This is a genomic window from Beijerinckia sp. 28-YEA-48, assembly GCF_900104955.1.
Lineage (GTDB): Bacteria > Pseudomonadota > Alphaproteobacteria > Rhizobiales > Beijerinckiaceae > Terripilifer.
Genome location: NZ_FNSI01000001.1, coordinates 2,789,664 through 2,810,089 on the forward strand (window position 1 = coordinate 2,789,664; position 20,426 = coordinate 2,810,089).

Sequence of the window (20,426 nt, forward strand, 5' to 3'; positions counted from 1 at the left end):
AATTCCCTAACAGCTCAATTGCCAGATCCTCACTCACAGCACCTAGGCACTCGAGTAATTCTCTACTGGTAGGCGTCGTCGTTCCCATACGCGTAACTCTCCACTCATACTAAGTTTCTCACTGAGCCGACGTTTGCGCGTTCCGTGTGCAGGAAAGCCAATAATGGTTCCTCCTGCTCGTGGGAATGCACATGCACGACACAGCATGCAGTTGGTGTCGAGATAGCTCGCTGGACACAGAGCCACCCGATTACCTCCCGGTGTTCCGAAGCTGAGACGGCCACCAATCCGATCCCGAAAAGCACGAAGGCTTTCATCAGGGCGTTTGCTGAAACTCTCATCGACAACGGTGACGACAGGAAGTCCTGTCTTCACCAACTCGTCAGCTTCGTTTATGTCGTTCGCGGATAGGTTCACGTTGAACCCCAACGAACGGATTTCATTGAATACACCATAGAACCTATGGTGCGTGTAGACAATTGCCTTCCGGCCGCCGTTTGCCTTCGCCAACGCACGAATCTGATCGTGGTTATTGGGCAAATCACCAGCTTGTCCGTAACGCCACACCTGATCGCGAGGCAGCTTGCGGATCGCAGCGAGAAGCTGATCGAAACTCAAAAGGTTTACAGCCTCGCCGTTCGAGACCTTGTCCCAATGCAAACGTAGCGGCCCATGCTCGGCATAGCAGCCGTTGTTCAAGAACGCGCAGGAAGTGGGACATGTATCACGTGACGACGTGACGACAGGGATAGGACCGGTCTTCTTATTTCGCGAGACAGCGGTCATGACAAAGTTTGCCATTCTACGTTCCATTAAAAAACCCGCCGGAAAACCGGCGGGTTGTGGCCTCTGATAAATTTGATGGTTGGACCTAGAACACTGGGCGGAAGGTGAAGACGCCATCGTCGATGCGACAGTCGACAGCCTTCATGCTGACCCGGATCTCACAGCCCTCCGGAACGATGTGACGGGAACAGAAATCCCCAACGCCGTTCTCTTCGATATGGATTTTGGCGTTGCCCGGAATAAAGGTGCCGCTTTTTCTCAAGGCGAGCCAGCCGGTATCCTCGTCTGTACCAACGAGAACCTCAATTTGGTCCTTGTCCTTCCACCCCAGTTCCGCAAGAACTTCTGGGGGGAAGCGAAGAAGTCCCGTGAGGCCCTCGGGTAGAGCCCGAATACCGTAGCGGGGTTCGGTGAGAATATGCCGAACGCGTCGGGTTTCCTTTTTCACAAACGACACATGCGTCTCCTGACGTTAACTGGAATAGCTAACGTCAGGTGATGTGCGTCGTTTGGATCAGCAACTAAGAGTCCTTAGACTCCTGTCGTTAGCGTCCTACGAGAAACTGGAAGAAGCGCGCGAGAAACGCTTGCTCTGCTGGATGCAGCTCCCGCTCCTTCATCACCTGGATCTCAACCCCGTCGATCTCCGGCTCATAGACTTTGTCCTCATCGATCCGGATCTCGTTCGTGCCCCAGTACTGGTTGATGGTGGTCTGATTGGCGTCGATGAAGTCGATGAGGTTCGCCTTGTCCATTTCCTGCAGAACCTCATAGCGGCAGACCCGCATCTTCTGACCGTGGTAGTCGCGAGGCACAGCGACCACGTCCTCTGGCCAGAAGGCACAGAGGACCACGCGCTTGCCCGGGTCATGGAGTCCGTACGACGGCAGATAACGATAGGCGCCGAGGTGGAGACCTGTTGAGCACTCATGGTCTGGGTTCGGATCGACGTCCTGCCAGTCGACATGAACAATCTGACCCGGCGTATTGTCGAATGTCCCGGTGTAGACGTCCCGGAAGTTACCCCGGACAACCTTCAGCGCAGCGATACGGCCATCCGGCAGGAAGCCGAGCTGGGATTGTTCGATGAAGATCGGCAGCCGTTCCCGCGCTTTCTCGGACGGATTGCGCATCAGGCTCGCCAGAGCCTCCACCAGGGCGCCAGTCGGAAGGTCTTTCTCGATGAAGCCGAAAAGCTTGTCGACCCAGACGTTGTGAATTTCGATGCCGTCGAAGGTGACGGCGTCGCCAAACACCGAGATGCGACCGTCAGTCGACTTGCTGAGCGCGATGCGAATGTCAGCCAGCTCGCACAACGTGTCGGCATCGAGATGACCTCGGAGCAGTCCTTCAGCGATCTTGGCGAAGTTGGCGTGATCCGACGCCACGGTGAAGACGCTCTTGTGAGCGAAGAACGTAAGGCTGTTGTCAGAAATCTGAAAGGGAATCTGGTTCATTGATGCATGTTCTCCAGTTCAAAATAGCGGTTGAGGGCCGACATCAGAATGTCGTGGTCACGCTGATAGTACCCTCCGGCACTCCCTAGGGCGTGCGAGTATCTGCTGAGTAAGGCTGGGAGGACCGGGTACTTCTTCTCAATCGAGTCCCAGCGCTCATTGAGATCAATCGACGACTTTTTCTGAGCCAATGGATGGCTGACGCCGAGTTCGCTATAGATGGTGATTAGCTTGCTCGTTGTCAGCTCCGCGACGGCGTCTTGCTTGTCTCGGCCCTTGAGGTACTTTTCATAGTCCCCGAACAACTTGAGCATCTCACTCGGCAGCGGTGCCGAGAACATCTTGTGGTGCTTGGCCATGTTGAGCAAGTTCGATCCGACACTGAACTTGCTGTTCAGAATGCGCTCGTATTCCCTCGCATCGAACTTTTTCTTCGCTTCCCCGATCAACCGATCCCCAAGCCACTCGAAGTGTGAAGGCACAGTATCGCTCGATCGATAGACGAGGATCTTTTCATCTTCTGTGAGCAGACCCGTCTCCCGAGCCAACTGGAGCGCATAACCGATCCGGTTATCTGTAGGTCCGCCGTTGCGCAGTTTGTATCTGCGGGTCCGTCCTCCAGAGTAGCGTGTGTCAACAATGAACAGATGCTTCTCAGACAGGTCCAAATACTCAGTCCCATCGGGGTACACGTTCACCTTTGTCAGAGACTTATCCGGTCGAGCCCCTCGTTTGAGGACGGTCTTGGGTAGCACCACGTCGTCGAGACAGATAATGCCGGGGTTCTCGAACTCTTCGCGGAAAAGTGCCTTGAGTTGAGTCTTGAACGTGTCCAGGTCCGGGGGGCGGAGCCAAATGATGTTGGCCCCACTTTCCAGCGTCCCGTTGTCGACCAAGGCCTGGATCTTCTCGCCTGACCGATACGGCTTCAATTCATAGACGAAATATTTTATCCGACAGGACACTTCGTGTGGGTTGGTGTTGGGGCTCGAAAAACGGTTTCGGTTGTGGCGAAGCGCCCCGAATGTGTACCCACCTCCCTCGACCAGGGACTGCACGGTTGCCTTGGTGCCCACGGGGATCTTGTAGAACGCATACCCCCCAACCGGCTTGCCTTCGAACGTCACCCTCTTCGCCAAGTATTCGGCAATCTTCCAATGCGTCGTTTTATGCACGTCCGAGAAGTACTCACGAACCTCACGGAAGGTCTTGAGCTTGTCCACGGCGGCCTGCATCTTCTGGACATAGACCTGTTCGAACTCACCCAAGAGGCTCTTCAGCGTCGCCTTGGTCTTGTCGTCGTAGCCCAGCTCCTCTCGCGATGTCTGCACCATCACGCTGCCGATGGGAGCATCAAACAGGACGCTAAGGTTGTTCCAGGGCCAGTTCTCGATGCCGAGCTGCTGCAAGTTGATAGGATAAGCGACGCAACCCATCCGCACCCAAGGCCCCGAGAAGGGCGCGTTCTCGAAGTGGGTCCAATTGTCTCCCGCCTTCGCAACCTTCGGCTCCTCCAGGAGGATCGGGGTCACTTTCGGGCGCGGGTTGAAGTGCCAAAGGATTGCCTGGGCCTTCTCCATGAACAGGGCGATATCCGAGGACCGGACTGGGAATGACACTTCCAGTCCGGCCCTCTCTTCAGGCCCAGCCGCCCGAGTCAGCATCAGTTTGCATTGAGGCATGCCACCGTTGTTGAGTGACATGACGTAATGGTGGACCCTCCCTCCGTGGAACGACGTGACATTGAACGAAGCCACGCCGCTCTCGGTGATCAAGTATGCGAATGGCGACTTGGAGCCGAGCCCAAACCCACCGACATTGTCGTTGTCGTTACCCTTCGTGCCACCGAAGAAGGTCGCGTAGACGGTGACCATCTGATCGGGACTGAGCCCTGGGCCGTAGTCACGGACCCGGAACGTCGGAACCAGACGGGTCGGCAAATGCACTTCGAAGTCGCCACGAGCTGCATCCCAGGCGTTTGTGCAGATCTCACGGATCGGATACGCGATCTTATCCTTCGCGATACCCGACATGAGCTGGAACGCGGCTTTGGCGTTGAAATCGAACTTGAAGTTCGTGGTTTGTTCAGCGCCGGATGAAAAGTCGGTATAGTTGGGTTCAGCGAGCTGCATTGAGTGCTTCCGCATAGATGTTTGGGTGATGCTGTTTGACGTGCGCGCAGATGCGCAGCGTCTCATCAGCGAGCTGATGTCGACGACGACGGAGAATGGTCAGGGCTTGGTGCTTGAGGCGGAGCGAGTAAGTCGCTTTGGTCCGCCAATCTTTGCCACGGTGTGGCTCTTCGAGCTGACCCTTGATGACCATAATCGAGTCCTCAAGGTAGATGAGTGCTTGGTCGCACTGCTCTATCGTCGTAACGTCATCAACCCGCCATCCTTGGCTGTTGATGTACAGGGTCACGGATCGGTCTTCCTTTCGGTGCAAATGTGACTTCGCTCTCGAAGGGTCCAGCTTCGAGAGCGAGTTTTATCCAGGGGAGATATTTTTCAGGGACGCTGTGGAGACCTGGGTCGATGTCGAGCAACCAGTCGCCTGCATCTTTGGCGTGTCGACGGCTATCGGAATTGCGATAGAGCCAGTCTGCGAGGTCTTCGGCCTCCTGAGTGTCAGCGAGGCGAAGGATCATGCTGCCTGCTTGATCCGGAGCACCTTCCGCCACTCGGGCTTGCCGGTGTCGAGGAAGTTGGTGATGGCTTTGGCGGCTTGTTTAGGGGTTATCCGGCTGTAGGCATAATCATCGTTACCCCCATCACCCCCAAGCGGAAAGTACAGCTCCCCGAGCGGTCCCTCGGCATTGCAAACGTAGCTTCTAGGACTGAAGTTGTCACACAGATGGGCAACCCAGCCACCTATGCAACGCACTGTTCCGCAATCGAACTCCCCCTCGAACTCCACCATGTTGAAGATGGGCTTCTTGCAGGGGACGTAGCGGTAGATGGGCTCCTTGACATGGACGTACTCACCCGCCTGCAACCCATCACGCACCTTCACCAGGGCGTTACGCTCCTTGATCGAGATTCCCAGATCCTTCGGCTTCAGCATGCTCTTCTCTCCTCACGTAATCGATTTCAATTCGCCCCGTGATCTCCTTGCGAGCGTCCGCCATGACGTCGGAGATATTAGAAAAGCCGCTACGCCATTTGGCGTGCGGCTTGTTCAGTTTGTATGAGAGGGCGTCCTGGTAGATGGCGACGAAGACTGTGGTCACGACGGCGGGATCACCCACTGTGCGACCGGAAACGGCACGGAACATAGTGCCTCGACCCAGGCCCTACCCTTCTCCGTGGGTCGAAACACGATCTTCCCCTCGAACATTTCGGGCTCTATCATCCCTTCGTCCCTCAAGTTCGAGGTGGTATTGATCACGGATGAGGTATTGGCTCGGGGATGCTCGGCAGCAGAATAATAGTAAAACAGCATCGTCTCGATGCAGACAGGACTAGCCATCCTGATATTCCTCCCTGGTTTCCTCAATCTCGACTTCCGAAAACCACTCAGCGTCTTGGCTGAAATCAGCGCGAGGCATATTGAAATGCTCCCGCAACAACTCAAGCAACTGTTCGCGTTCGATCCTGACCCTTGTGGTGGTCACCGTTTTGATGCGCGTCTTTACCATCTGCTGCCATCTCGCATGTGATGCGCCCATGTCCTGCGAACAGGGCGTGATGAACGACCCAGACCTTCTTGAAGCCGTCTCGTCGGAGTTCGAAGTGGCCGGTGCCAGCTTCCACGACGAGACCGCAGCGGTAGCAGAGGCCGGCTTGTCGGTTACGGGCCATCTAGGACTCAAACTCTCGTTTGAGCTGCTCATATTGTCTTCGACGCGTCTCTTGCCACACTGCTTCGCTCTGCAAACGCCGCGCCACTTCTGTGTCTGTTTCCGGTCGTGGTTTCTCTAGGCGTACCTCCACGGTAGCGCTGCCGTAATCGTCGTACGGCTCTATATCAATCCGGAGGTCACCATGCTGCTGCATCGATTGCGTGAGGAAGTGGATTGCTTCCGAGATCTTGCGTCCATCCAGATCGTAGCGGATGTCGATGTACTCCATGATCTCTTTTCTAGGTGTGTCGTTCATTGAGATACTCCTTCGCCTCACACATCGCTTGCAGGAACGCGATGCACGGGTTCATCCGCGATGGGCGGCTGTCGACGTCAAAGCCCGTGTCCAGCACCCGGTCCTCCTGCAACCCCATGGGTGCGATCCAGGCATCGTCGCTGACAGAACATGTGCCGACTTTCCACATCCAGTTGGGGAAGACTTCGTGGAAAAGTTTGAGGCAGGAATCCATGGATATCTCCACCGAGGAATCGTACCATCGTCCTTCCCAGACCCGCTCTCCGTCATCCGCAATCACATAGGTCATGCAAAACTCGCGGTCCTCGCTGACCTCGTAAAGCTTCTTATCTTTGAGGAAACACAGGACCTCGCCCAGAAGCTGGTCGGGGAAATGTTTTCCTCTGAAGGCAGCGATCTGTTCAGACAGCTTCATTGTGCTGCTCTTCCGTTCGGAGATATTCCAACCAATCGGCTTCGCAAGCGCCGTGGAAATAGCGACCTTCGTCTTCACTCGACGGAACAGCAGCGTTGAGCCACCATCCCGCCTCGAACGCCTTCTGCTCCTCCACCCGCGCCTCTCCACAGAGCCGGAGCAGCTCCTTCGCCAGGGCGATGGCATCCTCCTTGCTCTCTTGGTCGAGGATGTAGCGAGCTTGGACGTGGATGAGGTGGTCGTGGAAGGAGGTCATGCGTATTTTTCCTCACCGAAGACGCAAGCCTGCAGGAAGGCATCGGCGCAGGGGGCATCAATGTTACCATCAAATATCTGCGCGAAACGGCCCGGGAATCTCTCAGCCATGGCTTTGAGACCGGTGGCGATACGGCGTTCATCCAATCGGTGCTTCATCTTGTGCCCGGTTTGCTCGTCGTCCACTTCGATGACGTCGATCAGGATGGCGCCAGCGAACGTCTCTGGTTCGGAATACCAATAGTCGCCGCGATGCTTGCGCCTCCGCCAGTAGATGCCGTCACACCACCCACCACGACTTGCCGTGGTTACGGGGTCGCCACCTTCGATGGCACTGGAGAACAGTTCTGACAGTGTAGCGGGTGAGATTTCGAGATTTACAATCAAGACTTGGCTCCCTGCTGATCAGTGGTGGGCTCGCTGCACTGCGGAATTTCGTCGACATCCTCGCAGTGGCAACAGCACGACCATCCGCAGGTCTCGCACCCTGGACCGTTGTGATACCCGGCGCTGCGAAAGAACATGTCGATTTCGCCGTCGTCCATTCTTGGTGTATGTCCGCGAGCTTTCATGGCATCGAACCAATTTTCATCCATCGCCATTTGGCGCCCTCCGAACTCAGTTCCTGAAGTCGATATTCGGAACAATGGCCGCCGGCTTGAACGTCACCCGGTAGTGGTAGACGTTGGCGGCTGCCGCCTCCATCTGCTCCGAGAAATAGGTGACGTTGTCGCTCAGGCCGAGGAAGTGCTTCTTGTACTGGCCCGCGCCGGTCTTGCAGGTGACGGACAGCTTCTTGTCGGTCTGGGTCTGCGCGCAGAGGCCCTCGATAGTGAGGATGTAGTCGTTGGTGATCCCGTTGTAGAAAACGATCCGGCGGTTAATCTCGAAATTGTCGGCAGCCTGCGAGAGGTTGCGTGATGCAACATCGGCGTCATTTGAGCAGGCGGCCAGGCCGAGCGTGATCGCTGCGACGAGCAGCATGCCCGTCACCTTGTGTATATTCGTCATGTTTTCGATTTCCTTTTAAACGTCCTGGCCGTCGACCATAGTCAACGTAGGATAGCCTTGCAGTGAACACTCACCGGAGACGGAGTCTCCCCACTCTTCGGGTCTTTCGTATGCGGTAAACGAGGCGGCATCATCGAGCACGCCCTTGACGATGCGCTCTGCCTCCTCTGCGCTTTCGGCCTCGACTGTGACTGCAGCCTTGAGGCTCATGTCGAATGTGTAATGTTTGGTCATGTCGCCGACGCCTCCTCGATCATGGCGTGCCATTTCACGTACCCCTGCTCCTTCGCGCTGACGCGCAATGGGTCGGGATACGTCGCAAAAAGGAATGATGTGGTGTTGATGCAAGCGATGACATCGGCCATTTCCCGAGCCAGTTCCTCCAGATTGGTGAGGCCGCTCTTCGGGTCCAGCTCGCCCGCACCCTGCATGAGACAGCGCGAGGCTCGGCCTGCCAGCTCGTTGCATTCCTCACCCAGCTTGGCGAGGACGGCGATGCGGATCGGGTTCGTCTCCGGTATCCACGGTGAGATGGTGTCGGTCATGTAGGCACCTGCCACAGAAGGGAGTAGACGGCGTAAAAACTGGAGGGAACCCACAGCACCAGCATCGTCCGCTCCAGTTTCGACCAGGCCTTCCAGCTGTCGAAGCTGGCAAACGAGACGCCGATGCCCATCACCAAGAGGATGATGGCCGCTAGGAGATTAAGGAGAGCCAGGACCATCTGAGTCCTCCCATGGTGGGGACAGCTTGACTGCCGCGACGAGTGATGAGGCGCCCGCAACGAGAGCGGCTGTGATAATGTGAGCCGGCCAACTGTCTCCGAACGTCACAAGAACAACGAAGATGAACAGTGACTGGAGGAGCTGACAGAGGCCGACTAGGTTCAGGATGACACTCATGGGCGCAGGCCTTTCACACCACGACGCTTGGCCGTGTTGAGGTGACGACGAAGACCGCGTGTCATGTTCGGAAGCACGACTGTTTCCTGAAGCTCCTTCGCATAGCGGACGTGGGCCTGCTTCTTCATCTCGAGCATGGCCGCTTCGGCTAGTTCTGCCTGCACGAGGAAGTTGGTCACTTTGCTCTCCACTGGCTAATGCTCCTGTCTGAAAAGGCCGACGTAGAACGTGCCGGTGATATCTAGGAGTTCACTGATGTAATGGTGACCCCTTCCATCGGGACATCTGATGAAGAGTCCGTACGAGTCCTCTTCAATTTTGAGTACCGCGTTGGCCGGCAGGCAGTCGAACCGGTCGTCGGCTCGAACATAGTCGCCTTTTCCGCAGTCGCAGACCTTGATAAATTCGCTCATTCCGAACGAGGCTCGGCCAGGTGAGCCTTCACCTGCTCTCGGAATCCTGCGAACCACTCCACTAGGTCGGCGCCGTTGACCGGCGTTTCATCGTCATCGAACTCGGGCCAGGCTTCGACAAGATCGTGCAACAAGTCCCGGTCAGTCGTTGGCATAGGTCACCACCCATTGTGCAATGTGAATCAGACAGAAGATCGGCATCAGGACCCAGGCAAGAGCGAGTATCCACATGAAGTCTCCGGCTGTGGTTCGCTTGCCTTCAAACGCTCGAACTCCGCAAGAGAGGCAGGTCCATAGTGCAACCCAGAGGATGAAAGACATCGATGAAGGTGCTCCAGCAGATTGTCGGGAAGCGGAGATTGGAAGGCTGGATAAAGAACGGGCCCACCTTGGTTCAGATGGGCCTGTATGGTGTAGAGGCTCAGATCGAGCAGCCACTTGAAGTGCTCGATGTCCGTCTCATCAAACGGTACGTTGCGCCCCTTCATTGTGTAGATGATGCACGTTTGAGGCTGGGCTTGGGTCCCCAGATGACCCTCGATAACCTGAAGGAGTTTCATCTTCGCGCTCCCGATGGATCAGTACCCAGACACCCGTCCCCGGAATGAGTGCGAACGTGTCGATGTAGGTTCCGGGGAATGTGGGGTTGCCGAAACGATCGACAAGTTCGGGGAAGGCCCTACGCCGGTGCCAGAGCATAGGACGCAGCCTCTATCAGAGTGAGAGGACGGAAATCGGCCACGCCATCGACACCAACGTCGAGACTTCCTGGAATGCGATCAGGAAGAGTGGCGTGACAGTGGCCATGGAGGTGGATGCCACCACGACGCTGACCTGCCCAGGTTCGAAGCGGGTAGTGGCAAAGCGTGAGGTGGAAGTCCCCCAGCTGGACTTCCAAGAACTGGATAACCTGCTCCCATTGGGGGAGCTTGCGGGTCATGCTGTGGTCGTGGTTCCCCCAGATCAGGATCTTCTTGCCATGCAGCTGGGTGAGCAGAGACTGCATATCTCGAGGCTTGCTGTGGAAGGCGAAGTCCCCAAGGTGGAAGACCGTGTCCTCGGGTTGGACGTAGTAATTCCACCGTTGGATGAGAGCAGCATTCATCTCCTCAACCGAGGCGAATGGCCTTCGGCAGTAGTTGATAATGTTGGCGTGCCCGAAGTGGGTGTCGGCGGTGAACCAGACGGTCATGCGGCCCTCTCGTGTCGGAAATGTTGGGGTTTGGTTGCCTCGTACCAAAAGGCCACTCGGGGTGGCTCTTCGTAGACGGTGATGATCAGTGGGGTTTCTTCGAGATACTTCCGCTCGGCCTTCCTAAGGGTGGCCCCGCTCTCCCTGGCCGTGTCGATGATCAGAAGTCGACCGAGGTGGCGAGGGTGGCGGGCACCGTAGGGAATGAACGGAATGCCGAGCAGGTGGGAGGTGTAGACGCTTGCTAGCGCTCCTGATCTCCCCGGTCCTGTTACGGCACCGAGGTCGTCTGTTGTGTAGGTGGTAAGGATTTCTCGCAGACGAGCCGAGAACTCGGTCTCCGAGACTATCCTCAAAGCCACCCCACAACAGCACCCACGGGTAGCAGGCCGATCCCCAGGAGGCGGAGTACTTCCATCAACCCCCACTGCGACAACGGCACAGCCGTCTGGGCTAAGAGGAATAGCTTGTACAGATTCATGACCCAGCCAACAGCACCCATCAGGGCAACGCCAAAGCCGAACGCCCACAAACCTGCGGTGAATTTGCTCATAGTGTATTTTCCTGGGTTAGATAAGGATCAGCTGTTCAGCCACGTCCCGGCTGACCTGGATCGGCTTGGGTGCGGGTCGTACGAAGGCTATAGCCTTCACGACCACCAGCTCGGCCGCCGGTCGATCAGTATGGGAGAGCAAGGTCTCCGCATGCTTGATGGCCTCGTCTTCGGTGGCCTTCCACTTGCGATGCGAGGTGTGAACAAGAGGGGCGATGACGCAGTAACGCTCTTCGGTCTGCACGACCTGGGTGGGCTTCGGACGACGAGCCATGGGTATCTCCTAATAAAATGGGGGCAGCTTCCCCAGGGGTGCTGATGCAGTCCCCTCATCTCTCACCCCTGGGGATTACGGTCCGCCGTAAGACCCATCGAAAACCAGAGATAAGGGGATCTGTGTTGTCAGCGGTCGACCACTGCCAGCTCGCAATGGATCACGTGTTTGAGGTTGAGGTACCAAGAGGAATCGTCGATGGACCGAATTCTGGCCCAGCCATCTCCGCTGATGCTCAGCACTTCCCAAGCCTTGGACTCGACGTGACCATTGATGAGACCAACGTTGGAGATCATGACCTTCTTGGCGGGGTCTAGGCCGTTGACCTGGTTAAACAACGTGATTGGTGTGTTCATCAATCACCTTCGTGTTGAGACCATTCTCCCCGGCGAACTTCGCAAAATGAGCCGGCCACTCCGATACCTGTGACTTGTCGTGAACCTTTTGCAGGTCCCGGAAGAAGTCAAAATTCTCGAGCCCGACACCGAGGCCTTCTGTGAGCACAGCCTCAAGCATGACGTCGTCGCCATTGTCGAACTTGGGGCTGTATTTATCGTCGGGGATCAGCATCCCTACCGCGCACTTGTGGCCTTGCGGGCTCCGGTACATACAGAAGATGTCGTCCTCGTCCTTCTTCCGCAACGACCGGGTGCCCTGCTTCAGCAACCCACCGACTGCGCGATCGAAATAATCCTGCTTCTGTTCTTGGGTAAGCATCGACGAACCTTTCTAAGTTTCTCGTGGAAGTTCTTCCGAAGGCGTTGCTCTTCGGTTCGAGGTTTGGGGCGAAGCACCTGATGGACGCGCGCCTTCGACACGCCGACTGCTCTTGCAATCTGCGCGTAGGAAAGGTTATGCGTGTCTCGGAGGTGCTTGGCCTGGGTGGACCAAGTGGGCATGGGGGGATGCGGTGGCCTGGGTTCTAAAAGAATTGAATGACAAGCAGCTGGAATTAGCGCTTGAAAGTTTCAACAGCCGTCGGACGAGCCTTCAAGGTGAACAGGCGAGTATCCGAGCATCGCAAGAGTCCTTGCTAAGGGCCCGTCTGCCTAATCAGGACCAAATCGACGCGCTCCAGGTAAGCCTTGAGGTACTTATCAATATTGAGCTTCATACCTCTCGTGAGATTGAAAAGCTTGAAGCTGAGATAGAGAGCCGGAAGTAGCCAGTTACGCCCTGACGAGCAGTTCTTTAACCTCGTCCTTGAGCGTGGCTTCGTCCTCCCAAAGGCGCGGTGGACGGTCCCAGTCGTTGAGATCACACTTGAGTGCCCGGATCGCATTGTCGATCCGGTCGTCGATGAGACGTACGAGAGCCTCGAACTGTTCCTCAGACATAGCAAAGGGGCTCCTCGCCGCTCTGCTGCTCAGCCCAGTTCTTAGGCAGACCATGCTCGAGCAGCCAGTAGATGCGCTTGGCAGCTCCCTGTGGAGTATTGTCTAGGTAACTCCACCCTGGTCCGAAGGCCCAGTCCCACTCGTCCGAGTAGTGGGCGAGGTCGAACTGATTGCGTGAATAGCTCTGCCACGAGTAGCAATCCGCGCTGGGCTCAATACCCGCTGCGGGGCCATGACCAAGAGCACACGCAATTGCGCCGCAATCGTGCTTCGCCGGGCTGTATTCGTGATCCCGGTAAGCGCTAACGCAGTACCATTTCATGTCAAACTCGTACTCCACACGGCCGGTGATGAGATAGTCTGCGAGTTTTCTGAGGTTGTCTCTATTCATAGCAGAGAGGCTCCGTACGCATCATCTGTTTGTGCCAGTTCGACGGTAGTCCCTCGTCGAGGAGCCAATAGATGCGCCTCGCGGCCCCCTCCGGCGTGTTATCCGATCTTTCCCAGCTACCGGAGAAGAGCCACATACCCTCGTCGCTGAATAACGAGAGGCCGAAATGGCGTCTCACATAGGTCGTCCAGGACTCATCCTTCTTGATAGGTTCGATCCCGGCGGCGGGTCCATGCCCAGCTGCGCAGGCGACGGTACCGCACTCATGGACCAACGGGGCGAGATCATCGCCGTACTCGTCGCGGCAGAAGGACCCCATATCGAAACGGCACGCGGTGGTGCCCGTTGCGAGGTAGTCGGCCAGCTTCTTGAGGTTTTCACGATGCATTGGCGATAGCCTTATCCAAGAGTGCGAGTACTTCCCCGTGTTTACGGTTGTCTGCATCGTTGAACGCGATGACGATATCCGCTGCCACACCGTTGTTGTGGAGGTCTTTGGCCTCGGGTTCGATCAGCTTTGCGAGCGTCGACACCACTGCTGCCCGTGACCAGTGCGGTAGTTCGACCGCTCGGAGGGCGCCGAAGAGACACCAGCAGACCGCAGCTCCGCTCTCCGGAAGGAGCCCTGACATTCCGTCAGCGTTACGGGCGAGGCTATGTTGCGTCCACCGATCCGGGGTCGCCAGGTGGTTGCGGACAGCTTTGAGATTTTCAAGAAGCTGATTTGACATTGGCGATGGCCTCATCGAGTACGTTCAGGACGTCGTCGTGAGTGGTTCTCCGGTCGTCATTGAAGGTCGGGATGTCGCTGTGCGTGCGGGTCACGACGATCTGGATCGCGCCCTCCAACGCTTTCCAGCGAGGGTTTTTCTCGCTGGTGTCGTATGTCAGTTCATCGAGTTGGTTGGGAAACTCACCCTCGGCCACCACCTTATTCATGGCACCGAGCATGCAGTAGCAGGTGGCATACGTCGACCAGGGCTCAATCTGGGATTGCTCCTCGTCCATAGCATAGTAGTCCCGTGTCCACTTCGCGGGCGGCGTCAGCAGGGTGCGGACAGCCTTCAGATCTTCAAGAAGCTGTGACATGCTGAAACACCCTCTTCCCTGAGTTGCGATAGGTCTTGCCCTTGGCAAATGTGGGCTTGACCCGCGTGATGACAGACGTTTTCTTCGCGCGACGGAGGGCCGCGCGTTTGACTTGGCGTGACATGTGGGAAGTCTCTCTACTTAGAAAACATGATGGCGAGGTCGATGACGCTCATGACGTCGCGATGCGTGGTGTTGGGGTGGTCATGCCAATGAAGAAGGCTATCGTGGCGCCAATGGACGTGCCCCTGGAGAGCGTTCCATAACGCTCGCCCACGTGGTTTGTCCCCGTCGGCAATCGCGTGCACCGCAAGTGGTACGCAATACCTGCCGGCTTCGGTGCGATAGGAAAGCGGAATACCATTGATGTCGAAGTGGATCATGTTCTTGGTCCACTTTTCTGGCAAGTCGACGAGGCTGCGCAGGGTGTGGAGATCAGCGAGGAGCTGACTATTCACCCCTGCCAAAATAATCCTCGATCGCCTGCTGGACCTCAACATAGAACGGGCCGGTCCAGTCTTTCACCCACTGCGGCGCGTTCGGATGGTTTCGTAAGTCGTCAGTTGCATACTGGTCATCGACCAGTGCGAGGGCAGCATACTCCCCCATTGCAACAATCTGGTCAGTGACATCCCAGGTCGTAGGTCCATAGGGATCGACTTCGACCGCGTAGTCGCGTACCCACGCCTGGGGGACGAAACGGGCGACGATGCGGTGGGTATCCTCAGGCATTGGCGATGGCCTTATCCAAGAGTGCAAGCACGTCGGAGTGCCTGGTGTTGGGGTGGTCGTTGAAATTAGCAATGCTCCGACCGTCCCCGATGGCGTGGTAGAGGGCAGAATTGACCTCATTTTCCCGATCGAAGGGCAGAAGCTTTCGGCCAGCACCGACGAGACACCAGCACGTTGCGCTCTCATTCTGAGGGTGGACATGAAGGCGATGCTTGTTCATCGCCAACCAACCCTGCGTCCACCGGTTCGGGTCCGAGAGCAGGTCGCGGACAGCGGTGAGGTCCTGTTTGAGGGTCATGGGTTGGCCTCGATCACTTTATCAAGGAAGGCCATGACACCCGGGTGAGTACCGTTGTCGTTAAGGGTGAGGTACGAACCTGGTTCTGTGGCAGCCGCCGTAAGAGCCTTGTCCACGGCGTGGAAGCGGGACCAGTGTTGTCTGGCGTGGAGCTTGGCGTTCGCTCCGTTCAGGCACCAACACGTAGCTGCGGGATGGTTAAATGTTACGCCACAACCCTCGTGGTCGCGAGCATTCTCGCCCTTGGTCCATTTGGCGGGATCGGAGAGGAGTGTGCGGATTGCTCGGAGGTCAGTGTTGAGTTGGGATGCGGACATGCGTTATCGCTCCTTCCCTGGGCGGGAGAACGGACGTGATTGTGGGTGGTGCTAGGGCGCGGCGGCTATCGCTTGGTCGAGCAGGTTCAGGACGTCGTCGTGCCTGGTCGAACCGTTGTCGTTGAAGGTAATGAAGCCCGTCCGCCCTGGTACCGCTGCATTCAACGCGCTATCAAGAGCATCGTACCGTCTGGTGTAGCGGGCATCCGTGATCTTAATCATTGCACCATTCAGGCACCAACAGGTGGCGTTGTCGTCATCGGGGAGTGCCTGCCGACCGAGTGCGTCACGGGCATTGAAGTTTTTCGTCCATCTGTCAGGCGTATCGAGGAGCTGGCGGATAGCCTGAAGATCAGCCTTGAGCTGAGACATGTGCGATGGTCCTGTCCAAGAGGTTGAGGACGTCGTGGTGATTTGTGTTGGGGTCGTCGTTGAAGTCAGCGATGCTCTTGTCATAGGTGGGGATATGAAACCGCACAGCGTTCTTCACATCGCGTTGTTCTTCAGGAGATGCAACGGAGTTGATCGCGCCCAACATGCAGTAGCAGGCGGCATTGCTGCTTTCGGCAAACGTAGGGTTTCCGCTCTCATCTTTAGCAAGATACCCCTTCGTCCACTTCGTCGGGTCCGCGAGGAGTGCGCGGACCTTGGTGAGGTTCTCGAGCAGGGTCATTGGGCTGCCTCGATTGCTTTGTTGAGCAATGACATGACGTCATCGTGGGTGGTGTTCGGGTCGTCGTTGAAGCCGACATAACCCCCATGGTTCGTAGGCACCGACCGGGTCAGGATGACTCTGATTGCCGCGTAACGGCCCTCATCATCATCATCTAACAGACCTACCTTGGCCGCAGCCCCATCCAGGCACCAGCACACTGCCGTGGGGTGATCCGAAGTGCAGATGTCGCCATCGCGATCCCTCGCAAAGGCATCCTGTGTCCACGCTGAGGGCGTGGACAGCAGGTCTCGCATGGCGATGAGGTCAGTTTTGAGTTGGGACTGGGACATTGTCGAGCACCTGAGGGTTGAGGCCGTACTGGGCTGCGATGTTGCGCATTTCCTGGAGCCACGCGGTGAGCGGGCCACCTTTTGTTTCGGGCATATGGTTGTCGTGCGCGTCTTGGATCGCGGCGAGAAACTCCACGTGGTTGTTGAAACGGACCAGCTCGAAGGCCGGGATCGCGCTCCAAGCGCTGTGTCCTTCCATCTCCCTCACGTACTCGTCGTCAGTTATGAGGATGCCGAGCGCACACTTGGTACCGTTGGGGCCGCGATATCGACAATCGTTGTTGTGATTGATTGACCGAACACCCTGAGCGACGAGACCCGTGGCCACAGTGTCGAAGATTTCCTGCTTGGTGAGAGACATGCGTCCTCCTTCACGCTGTGGTTCAGCGTGTTGTAGTGGGCTTGGGTTGTGGGAATGGTTAGGGAAGGTGGCGCATCACCAGCCAGTAGAGACTGTTGTAGTCATCACCTGTTGGTGCTTGCTCCATGTTATTCAGGCGGGTGTCGTACACCGCGACACGGGTCCGAATGTCTTGCATGGTTTGGTGCAGTTTAAGGTACTGACGCGCGATATAACCCGCGAGCAGTACCCCTGGGAGAAGGCCGAGAAGGAACCCCATCAGGGTGTGGCCGCGATGGTGCGGTCGATCAGGTCAAGGACCATGGGGTGAGTGGTGTTGGGGTCGTCGTTGAAGACGGAAATCCTATGGTCACCGAGTTGTGCTCTCAGTGCGAGAACGCATGCAGTGTATGCAGGCCCGTCGGGGTTTGTGCGGCCAATTGCACCATACAGGCACCAGGACTTCGCCAGGGTGGGATCATAGGTTTGATTACCATCGATATCCCGTGCACCTGCGTTCTGGGTCCAGTTCTCTGGAGGCGTCAGGAGAGTGCGGACAGCCTGAAGGTGAGCTTTGAGCATGACGGTGCATTCCCTAGGTGAGAGGGTTGTGGTGGGTGTGAAATGTGGGAGTGAGTTAGTAGGCTTCGGTGGCCACGTACTGTCGCTGCTGCGCAGGTGGGAGACCCTTACGGTTCCTAGCCTGCTCACGAAGCTCACGTGCTAACCGTCGAGATTCAGGCTCTCTAGGGTGTTCACCTCTCATTACCTCAATGAAGTGCAGAGGGTTGATGCATAGCGAATTGGTGCACTCACCGTTGGTCTGCAGTGGGAGCAGACTCTCAACCGGTATGCCGTTGTGACGCGCGAATAGCTCGCGTCTGGGGTTCACCCTCTTTCGGTTGAGGGTAGCAACAGGTCGAAGGCTCTCACGTTTGGCACGAGGGGCCCTGATCGGCTGGTCAGGTCTACCACCGTTGTACGGGGTGTATTTGTAGACTTTGTCAGGGTTGGTTGTGGCACCAGTCCAGACCCAGCAGCGGGTTTTAGGTGGGTTGTTCGGGTACCCCGTAGGGGTTTTGATGTGCTTACGCCAGAGGTGCAGTTTGATCGCCATGGGCATTATTTCACTAGTTGACTGAAACAATTACAAAAATTGAAAAACTCTTGTTCCACTCACTGTCCTGAAGGCTATTCAATTCTCTAACCTACTCCTATGGACTCCTTTTGGACTGGCGGACTCTTTGGGGAATGTAGTGGGATAACTGATTTAGAAATATCCTATTAATATCAATAAGATAAAATAATAATAAAGTAATAAACAGAATATATAAACAGTGGGGGCTTAAAAAGAAAAAAGAAAGTAATAGGGATATAAGGGTTTTACTGCCCCGCAAAAAATCTCTACCTGCCGATGGCTTTCCGGGCGGTGCTGGCGATATCGGTTTCCAGCTGATGTAAAGTAAAATAGTGATCAAAGCTCAGAGCTGGCAGTTTCACGCGAGCTTCTCCGTTGCTCAGCGTGTAGGTGCCATCAGGGTGGCGAGTGAGCACAATGACGCGATCCTGGTAGATCACCTTGTCGTCCATGAAAGCCTCCGTTTTCCCGTTCGGGAAACTGAAATCCGCGCAAGCGGAAACGTCCAGGCTGGAGATCCAACCCGGAGTAAAGCCCGCGCGCGAGATTTGAAAAGATGTTGATATTATCAACACCGATTTTGTTTGCTGCGCCCGCCAAGCGGGAGACAATTCTCTCCCGAACCTCGCCCCGACCCCGGCCCACAAAAACGAACAACTGTTACGCATCCGAAATGATATTCACCGCCGGCCACGGTCACGGCCCCGTCAGCGACGTCCGCACACATGGCCCCGAGCTGGCACCCAAGCCCGCGTCTTAGGCGGAATGCGGACCGTGCGCGCGCGCTGGCTGTGAGACGCTTCCCCAAGCCCTTGCGTGGTGAATACGTTTCGGCCGCCATGCTCGTCCAGGAGGTGAGCTTGCGCCTGCGCCAGGTCCGCGTCGGCCAAATCGGCTTCCCGCGCGATCTCTTGAGCCCGTCCCAGGATCGCAGCCCGCCGCGATACCTCGCGGTGACTCAGAATGGGCCGCTGAGCCGGCTCCGCCCAGTCCGCGCTACCTGTGGGGCGCAAAACCCGTTTGCCCGTCAGTGAGTCAATGTGAGTCATTGTGAGGCCCCCCGTGTTTTCCCGTTCGGGAATTCAAAATCGGCGCATGCGTCGCCAGTTCAGATACGACTGAACCAAGAACGCTATGGCCAAGCCCACAATCGCGGTTAGGGCGGGCGTATAAATCGTAATCAACGCATCGCTATCCACGTGCGCCTCCGTTGGTGTCGGTCCCGCCTCGCACAGGCGGGACCGTCCGGGGGAAGGTTAGGCCGCTTGGGCCTGTTCAGTTGAGGACAGGGCGAAGAGGCGCGCATTGGCTGCCTTGATGACGTTGGTAACGTCGTCGACGTCCATTTCACCAATGAAGCTGATCAGATCAGCAACCGTAATGCGCAGTGTCATCTGTTCAGCGTCGGGATTGTCGCTAATGACGTTCTCCGCCATGGGAATGCCCGCCGCCTGCGCCGTGGCGGCGGCCTGCGCTGGCGTTGCGGTGGCTGCATCGCGCAGTTCCTGCAATTGTTGTTCAAGCTTGGCCAGCTTGTCGGCTGCCACCTGTTCAGCGGCGGCCTTGGCCTTGGCGGCCCTGTCATCCGTGCGCAGTTCCTCGCGCATTTCCTGAGTAAGCGCCACGCCAACCTTGGCGAAGCGATTGGCATCGGCCAACCCCTCGACATTCATGTCAGCCAGAAAGCCCGTGATCGCTGTTTCCTTAGCGTCCTCGCTGTTGGCTTGCTGGAATTCCTTGACGCGCACATGCTCGAAATATTTCTCCCGCATCGTGGCCAGCACGCGGGTTGCGCAATCGACGCGATTGTAAGCCGTCGTCTTGGCCATTTCCGCATTCAAGAGCGCCGCAACAATGCGGCTCTTGGCGTCCTTCACTACATTGGCGTGCACCTTGACGTGGCCAATATGGAAGTTTGTCTTGACGGCCAGGCACGTGACGATGGCCGCCAGATTGGCATGCTCTGCGCTGTTAACTTCGATGGCCGTTTCAGAAACCCGATTGATGTAATGTTGAATGCTCATTTTCGTTTACTCCTATTTCCCGTTCGGGAAAGTGAAGATTAGACATAGTAATGGCGTTCACTCGTTAGAGTGTCTTGAAGTACTGGAGGGGGAAGGCCCCTGTTCACGAACTGAATATGACAGTGAGGATGGGGAGTTGGAAGGAGAACGTCAGATTGGATAAGTATATGATTTTATTGTATTATTTTTACATATAGTGGGGAACCGTCGCGCATTTATTCTCGCCAAATTTTTCGATTTTTGGATGCTAGTACTAGCAACTTCCGCCAACAATACTTGGCAGAAGGGAGTCCAAGGACTCCCTCCGAATGAGCCAGGTGCAAAAGAAAAGGGGCCCGAAGGCCCCTCAATTCCCGTTCAGCGCTAGTTCCCGCTCCATTTCGTAAAGCGCGCGGTCCCA

40 protein-coding genes are annotated in these 20,426 nt (G+C 56.5%); 2 read left to right on the forward strand and 38 right to left on the reverse strand.

All coding sequences use genetic code 11. The annotated features are described in order from the left end of the window. Positions 1–42: 42 nt before the first annotated feature. The 4 genes from BLW50_RS30355 to BLW50_RS13115 all read right to left on the reverse strand — a co-directional run bounded on the left by BLW50_RS30355 (position 43) and on the right by BLW50_RS13115 (position 4,375). On the reverse strand, positions 43–801 hold the full coding sequence (locus BLW50_RS30355) for a DUF7227 family protein (protein WP_139267593.1): 759 nt from the start codon (positions 799–801) through the stop codon (positions 43–45). 70 nt (positions 802–871) lie between these two features. Beyond that, on the reverse strand, positions 872–1,243 hold the full coding sequence (locus BLW50_RS30360; RefSeq protein ID WP_139267594.1) for a hypothetical protein: 372 nt from the start codon (positions 1,241–1,243) through the stop codon (positions 872–874). Positions 1,244–1,331: 88 nt separating this feature from the next. Further along, positions 1,332–2,243 (reverse strand): hypothetical protein, encoded by a 912-nt coding sequence (locus tag BLW50_RS13110; RefSeq protein ID WP_090702918.1) that lies wholly within the window; start codon positions 2,241–2,243, stop codon positions 1,332–1,334. Continuing rightward, the gene (locus BLW50_RS13115) at positions 2,240–4,375 is read right to left on the reverse strand and encodes an ATP-binding protein (protein WP_139267595.1); all 2,136 of its coding nucleotides are present in this window, start codon (positions 4,373–4,375) and stop codon (positions 2,240–2,242) included. Before BLW50_RS13115 ends, BLW50_RS13110 begins: the two co-directional genes overlap by 4 nt. A gap of 25 nt (positions 4,376–4,400) precedes the next feature. On the opposite strand from BLW50_RS13115, the gene BLW50_RS13120 reads away from it, so the two are divergent. Continuing rightward, positions 4,401–4,694 (forward strand): hypothetical protein, encoded by a 294-nt coding sequence (locus BLW50_RS13120; protein WP_139267596.1) that lies wholly within the window; start codon positions 4,401–4,403, stop codon positions 4,692–4,694. Positions 4,695–4,886: 192 nt separating this feature from the next. On the opposite strand, the gene BLW50_RS13125 is transcribed toward BLW50_RS13120, so the two are convergent. From BLW50_RS13125 to BLW50_RS13225, 19 genes are all read right to left on the reverse strand, one after another. Continuing rightward, positions 4,887–5,306: a hypothetical protein gene (locus BLW50_RS13125; protein ID WP_090702926.1), complete on the reverse strand. Its 420-nt coding sequence runs from the start codon at positions 5,304–5,306 to the stop codon at positions 4,887–4,889. Beyond that, entirely contained in the window at positions 5,263–5,517 is a 255-nt protein-coding gene (locus BLW50_RS30690; protein WP_170850140.1) for a hypothetical protein, read from the reverse strand. Before BLW50_RS30690 ends, BLW50_RS13125 begins: the two co-directional genes overlap by 44 nt. Positions 5,518–5,703: 186 nt before the next feature. Then, a complete protein-coding gene (locus BLW50_RS30695; RefSeq protein WP_170850141.1) occupies positions 5,704–5,880 on the reverse strand; it encodes a hypothetical protein in 177 nt (58 codons plus the stop codon). A gap of 163 nt (positions 5,881–6,043) precedes the next feature. Continuing rightward, the gene (locus tag BLW50_RS13140) at positions 6,044–6,340 is read right to left on the reverse strand and encodes a hypothetical protein (protein WP_090702936.1); all 297 of its coding nucleotides are present in this window, start codon (positions 6,338–6,340) and stop codon (positions 6,044–6,046) included. Continuing rightward, complete coding sequence (locus tag BLW50_RS13145) at positions 6,324–6,755, reverse strand: hypothetical protein (RefSeq protein WP_090702939.1); 432 nt, start codon at positions 6,753–6,755, stop codon at positions 6,324–6,326. Before BLW50_RS13145 ends, BLW50_RS13140 begins: the two co-directional genes overlap by 17 nt. Then, positions 6,742–7,011: a hypothetical protein gene (locus tag BLW50_RS13150; RefSeq protein WP_090702941.1), complete on the reverse strand. Its 270-nt coding sequence runs from the start codon at positions 7,009–7,011 to the stop codon at positions 6,742–6,744. Before BLW50_RS13150 ends, BLW50_RS13145 begins: the two co-directional genes overlap by 14 nt. Next, on the reverse strand, positions 7,008–7,397 hold the full coding sequence (locus BLW50_RS13155) for a hypothetical protein (protein ID WP_090702944.1): 390 nt from the start codon (positions 7,395–7,397) through the stop codon (positions 7,008–7,010). Before BLW50_RS13155 ends, BLW50_RS13150 begins: the two co-directional genes overlap by 4 nt. Continuing rightward, positions 7,394–7,612, reverse strand: coding sequence for a hypothetical protein (locus BLW50_RS30365; protein ID WP_139267597.1), 219 nt, complete (start codon positions 7,610–7,612; stop codon positions 7,394–7,396). The genes BLW50_RS13155 and BLW50_RS30365 overlap by 4 nt, the downstream gene beginning before the upstream one ends. Before the next feature lie 16 nt (positions 7,613–7,628). Further along, on the reverse strand, positions 7,629–7,994 hold the full coding sequence (locus BLW50_RS13160) for a beta-sandwich lipoprotein (protein ID WP_210186080.1): 366 nt from the start codon (positions 7,992–7,994) through the stop codon (positions 7,629–7,631). Positions 7,995–8,036: 42 nt separating this feature from the next. Then, positions 8,037–8,255, reverse strand: coding sequence for a hypothetical protein (locus tag BLW50_RS13165; protein ID WP_090702951.1), 219 nt, complete (start codon positions 8,253–8,255; stop codon positions 8,037–8,039). Beyond that, on the reverse strand, positions 8,252–8,566 hold the full coding sequence (locus BLW50_RS13170) for a hypothetical protein (RefSeq protein ID WP_090702954.1): 315 nt from the start codon (positions 8,564–8,566) through the stop codon (positions 8,252–8,254). Before BLW50_RS13170 ends, BLW50_RS13165 begins: the two co-directional genes overlap by 4 nt. Beyond that, positions 8,563–8,745, reverse strand: coding sequence for a hypothetical protein (locus tag BLW50_RS13175; RefSeq protein ID WP_090702959.1), 183 nt, complete (start codon positions 8,743–8,745; stop codon positions 8,563–8,565). Before BLW50_RS13175 ends, BLW50_RS13170 begins: the two co-directional genes overlap by 4 nt. Before the next feature lie 174 nt (positions 8,746–8,919). Further along, positions 8,920–9,102, reverse strand: a complete 183-nt coding sequence (locus BLW50_RS13180) for a hypothetical protein (RefSeq protein ID WP_139267598.1) — start codon at positions 9,100–9,102, stop codon at positions 8,920–8,922. A 434-nt stretch (positions 9,103–9,536) separates the two neighbouring features. Further along, positions 9,537–9,896 carry a hypothetical protein gene (locus tag BLW50_RS30370; RefSeq protein ID WP_139267599.1) on the reverse strand — a complete coding sequence of 120 codons (360 nt, stop codon included), beginning with the start codon at positions 9,894–9,896 and terminating at the stop codon, positions 9,537–9,539. Between the two features lie 119 nt (positions 9,897–10,015). Continuing rightward, the gene (locus BLW50_RS13200) at positions 10,016–10,528 is read right to left on the reverse strand and encodes a metallophosphoesterase family protein (protein ID WP_090702974.1); all 513 of its coding nucleotides are present in this window, start codon (positions 10,526–10,528) and stop codon (positions 10,016–10,018) included. A 352-nt stretch (positions 10,529–10,880) separates the two neighbouring features. Beyond that, positions 10,881–11,081 carry a hypothetical protein gene (locus BLW50_RS13210; protein ID WP_090702980.1) on the reverse strand — a complete coding sequence of 67 codons (201 nt, stop codon included), beginning with the start codon at positions 11,079–11,081 and terminating at the stop codon, positions 10,881–10,883. A gap of 16 nt (positions 11,082–11,097) precedes the next feature. Next, positions 11,098–11,355 carry a hypothetical protein gene (locus BLW50_RS13215; protein ID WP_090702982.1) on the reverse strand — a complete coding sequence of 86 codons (258 nt, stop codon included), beginning with the start codon at positions 11,353–11,355 and terminating at the stop codon, positions 11,098–11,100. 128 nt (positions 11,356–11,483) lie between these two features. Further along, positions 11,484–11,711, reverse strand: a complete 228-nt coding sequence (locus BLW50_RS13220) for a hypothetical protein (RefSeq protein WP_139267600.1) — start codon at positions 11,709–11,711, stop codon at positions 11,484–11,486. Then, positions 11,686–12,072, reverse strand: a complete 387-nt coding sequence (locus BLW50_RS13225) for a hypothetical protein (protein ID WP_090702987.1) — start codon at positions 12,070–12,072, stop codon at positions 11,686–11,688. Before BLW50_RS13225 ends, BLW50_RS13220 begins: the two co-directional genes overlap by 26 nt. A 193-nt stretch (positions 12,073–12,265) precedes the next feature. Between BLW50_RS13225 and BLW50_RS13230 the strand changes: the two genes are divergently transcribed. After that, a complete protein-coding gene (locus BLW50_RS13230) occupies positions 12,266–12,520 on the forward strand; it encodes a hypothetical protein (RefSeq protein WP_090702990.1) in 255 nt (84 codons plus the stop codon). Positions 12,521–12,524: 4 nt separating this feature from the next. Here the strand turns inward: BLW50_RS13230 and dptG are convergent, their stop codons facing one another. The 15 genes from dptG to BLW50_RS13320 all read right to left on the reverse strand — a co-directional run bounded on the left by dptG (position 12,525) and on the right by BLW50_RS13320 (position 20,026). Further along, positions 12,525–12,692 (reverse strand): DNA phosphorothioation-dependent restriction protein DptG, encoded by a 168-nt coding sequence (dptG, locus tag BLW50_RS13235; RefSeq protein WP_090702994.1) that lies wholly within the window; start codon positions 12,690–12,692, stop codon positions 12,525–12,527. After that, positions 12,685–13,083, reverse strand: a complete 399-nt coding sequence (locus BLW50_RS30700) for a hypothetical protein (RefSeq protein WP_090702997.1) — start codon at positions 13,081–13,083, stop codon at positions 12,685–12,687. Before BLW50_RS30700 ends, dptG begins: the two co-directional genes overlap by 8 nt. Continuing rightward, entirely contained in the window at positions 13,076–13,471 is a 396-nt protein-coding gene (locus tag BLW50_RS13245; RefSeq protein WP_090703001.1) for a hypothetical protein, read from the reverse strand. Before BLW50_RS13245 ends, BLW50_RS30700 begins: the two co-directional genes overlap by 8 nt. After that, entirely contained in the window at positions 13,461–13,814 is a 354-nt protein-coding gene (locus tag BLW50_RS13250) for a DUF6197 family protein (RefSeq protein WP_090703005.1), read from the reverse strand. The genes BLW50_RS13245 and BLW50_RS13250 overlap by 11 nt, the downstream gene beginning before the upstream one ends. Further along, the gene (locus BLW50_RS13255) at positions 13,795–14,172 is read right to left on the reverse strand and encodes a DUF6197 family protein (protein ID WP_090703008.1); all 378 of its coding nucleotides are present in this window, start codon (positions 14,170–14,172) and stop codon (positions 13,795–13,797) included. The genes BLW50_RS13250 and BLW50_RS13255 overlap by 20 nt, the downstream gene beginning before the upstream one ends. Positions 14,173–14,309: 137 nt before the next feature. After that, positions 14,310–14,639 (reverse strand): DUF6197 family protein, encoded by a 330-nt coding sequence (locus BLW50_RS13260; protein WP_139267602.1) that lies wholly within the window; start codon positions 14,637–14,639, stop codon positions 14,310–14,312. Next, a complete protein-coding gene (locus tag BLW50_RS13265; protein WP_090703013.1) occupies positions 14,623–14,904 on the reverse strand; it encodes a hypothetical protein in 282 nt (93 codons plus the stop codon). Before BLW50_RS13265 ends, BLW50_RS13260 begins: the two co-directional genes overlap by 17 nt. Then, on the reverse strand, positions 14,897–15,202 hold the full coding sequence (locus BLW50_RS13270) for a DUF6197 family protein (RefSeq protein ID WP_090703017.1): 306 nt from the start codon (positions 15,200–15,202) through the stop codon (positions 14,897–14,899). Before BLW50_RS13270 ends, BLW50_RS13265 begins: the two co-directional genes overlap by 8 nt. 368 nt (positions 15,203–15,570) lie before the next feature. Then, a complete protein-coding gene (locus BLW50_RS13280) occupies positions 15,571–15,891 on the reverse strand; it encodes a DUF6197 family protein (protein WP_090703024.1) in 321 nt (106 codons plus the stop codon). Beyond that, a complete protein-coding gene (locus BLW50_RS13285; protein ID WP_090703027.1) occupies positions 15,872–16,192 on the reverse strand; it encodes a DUF6197 family protein in 321 nt (106 codons plus the stop codon). The genes BLW50_RS13280 and BLW50_RS13285 overlap by 20 nt, the downstream gene beginning before the upstream one ends. Beyond that, entirely contained in the window at positions 16,189–16,524 is a 336-nt protein-coding gene (locus BLW50_RS13290) for a DUF6197 family protein (protein WP_139267603.1), read from the reverse strand. The genes BLW50_RS13285 and BLW50_RS13290 overlap by 4 nt, the downstream gene beginning before the upstream one ends. Then, a complete protein-coding gene (locus BLW50_RS13295; RefSeq protein WP_090703033.1) occupies positions 16,499–16,885 on the reverse strand; it encodes a hypothetical protein in 387 nt (128 codons plus the stop codon). The genes BLW50_RS13290 and BLW50_RS13295 overlap by 26 nt, the downstream gene beginning before the upstream one ends. A gap of 258 nt (positions 16,886–17,143) precedes the next feature. Then, positions 17,144–17,446: a DUF6197 family protein gene (locus BLW50_RS13305; protein ID WP_090703040.1), complete on the reverse strand. Its 303-nt coding sequence runs from the start codon at positions 17,444–17,446 to the stop codon at positions 17,144–17,146. A gap of 822 nt (positions 17,447–18,268) precedes the next feature. After that, positions 18,269–18,454, reverse strand: a complete 186-nt coding sequence (locus BLW50_RS13310; protein WP_090703043.1) for a hypothetical protein — start codon at positions 18,452–18,454, stop codon at positions 18,269–18,271. Positions 18,455–19,258: 804 nt separating this feature from the next. Next, positions 19,259–20,026 (reverse strand): hypothetical protein, encoded by a 768-nt coding sequence (locus tag BLW50_RS13320; RefSeq protein WP_090703050.1) that lies wholly within the window; start codon positions 20,024–20,026, stop codon positions 19,259–19,261. Positions 20,027–20,426 lie beyond the last annotated feature (400 nt).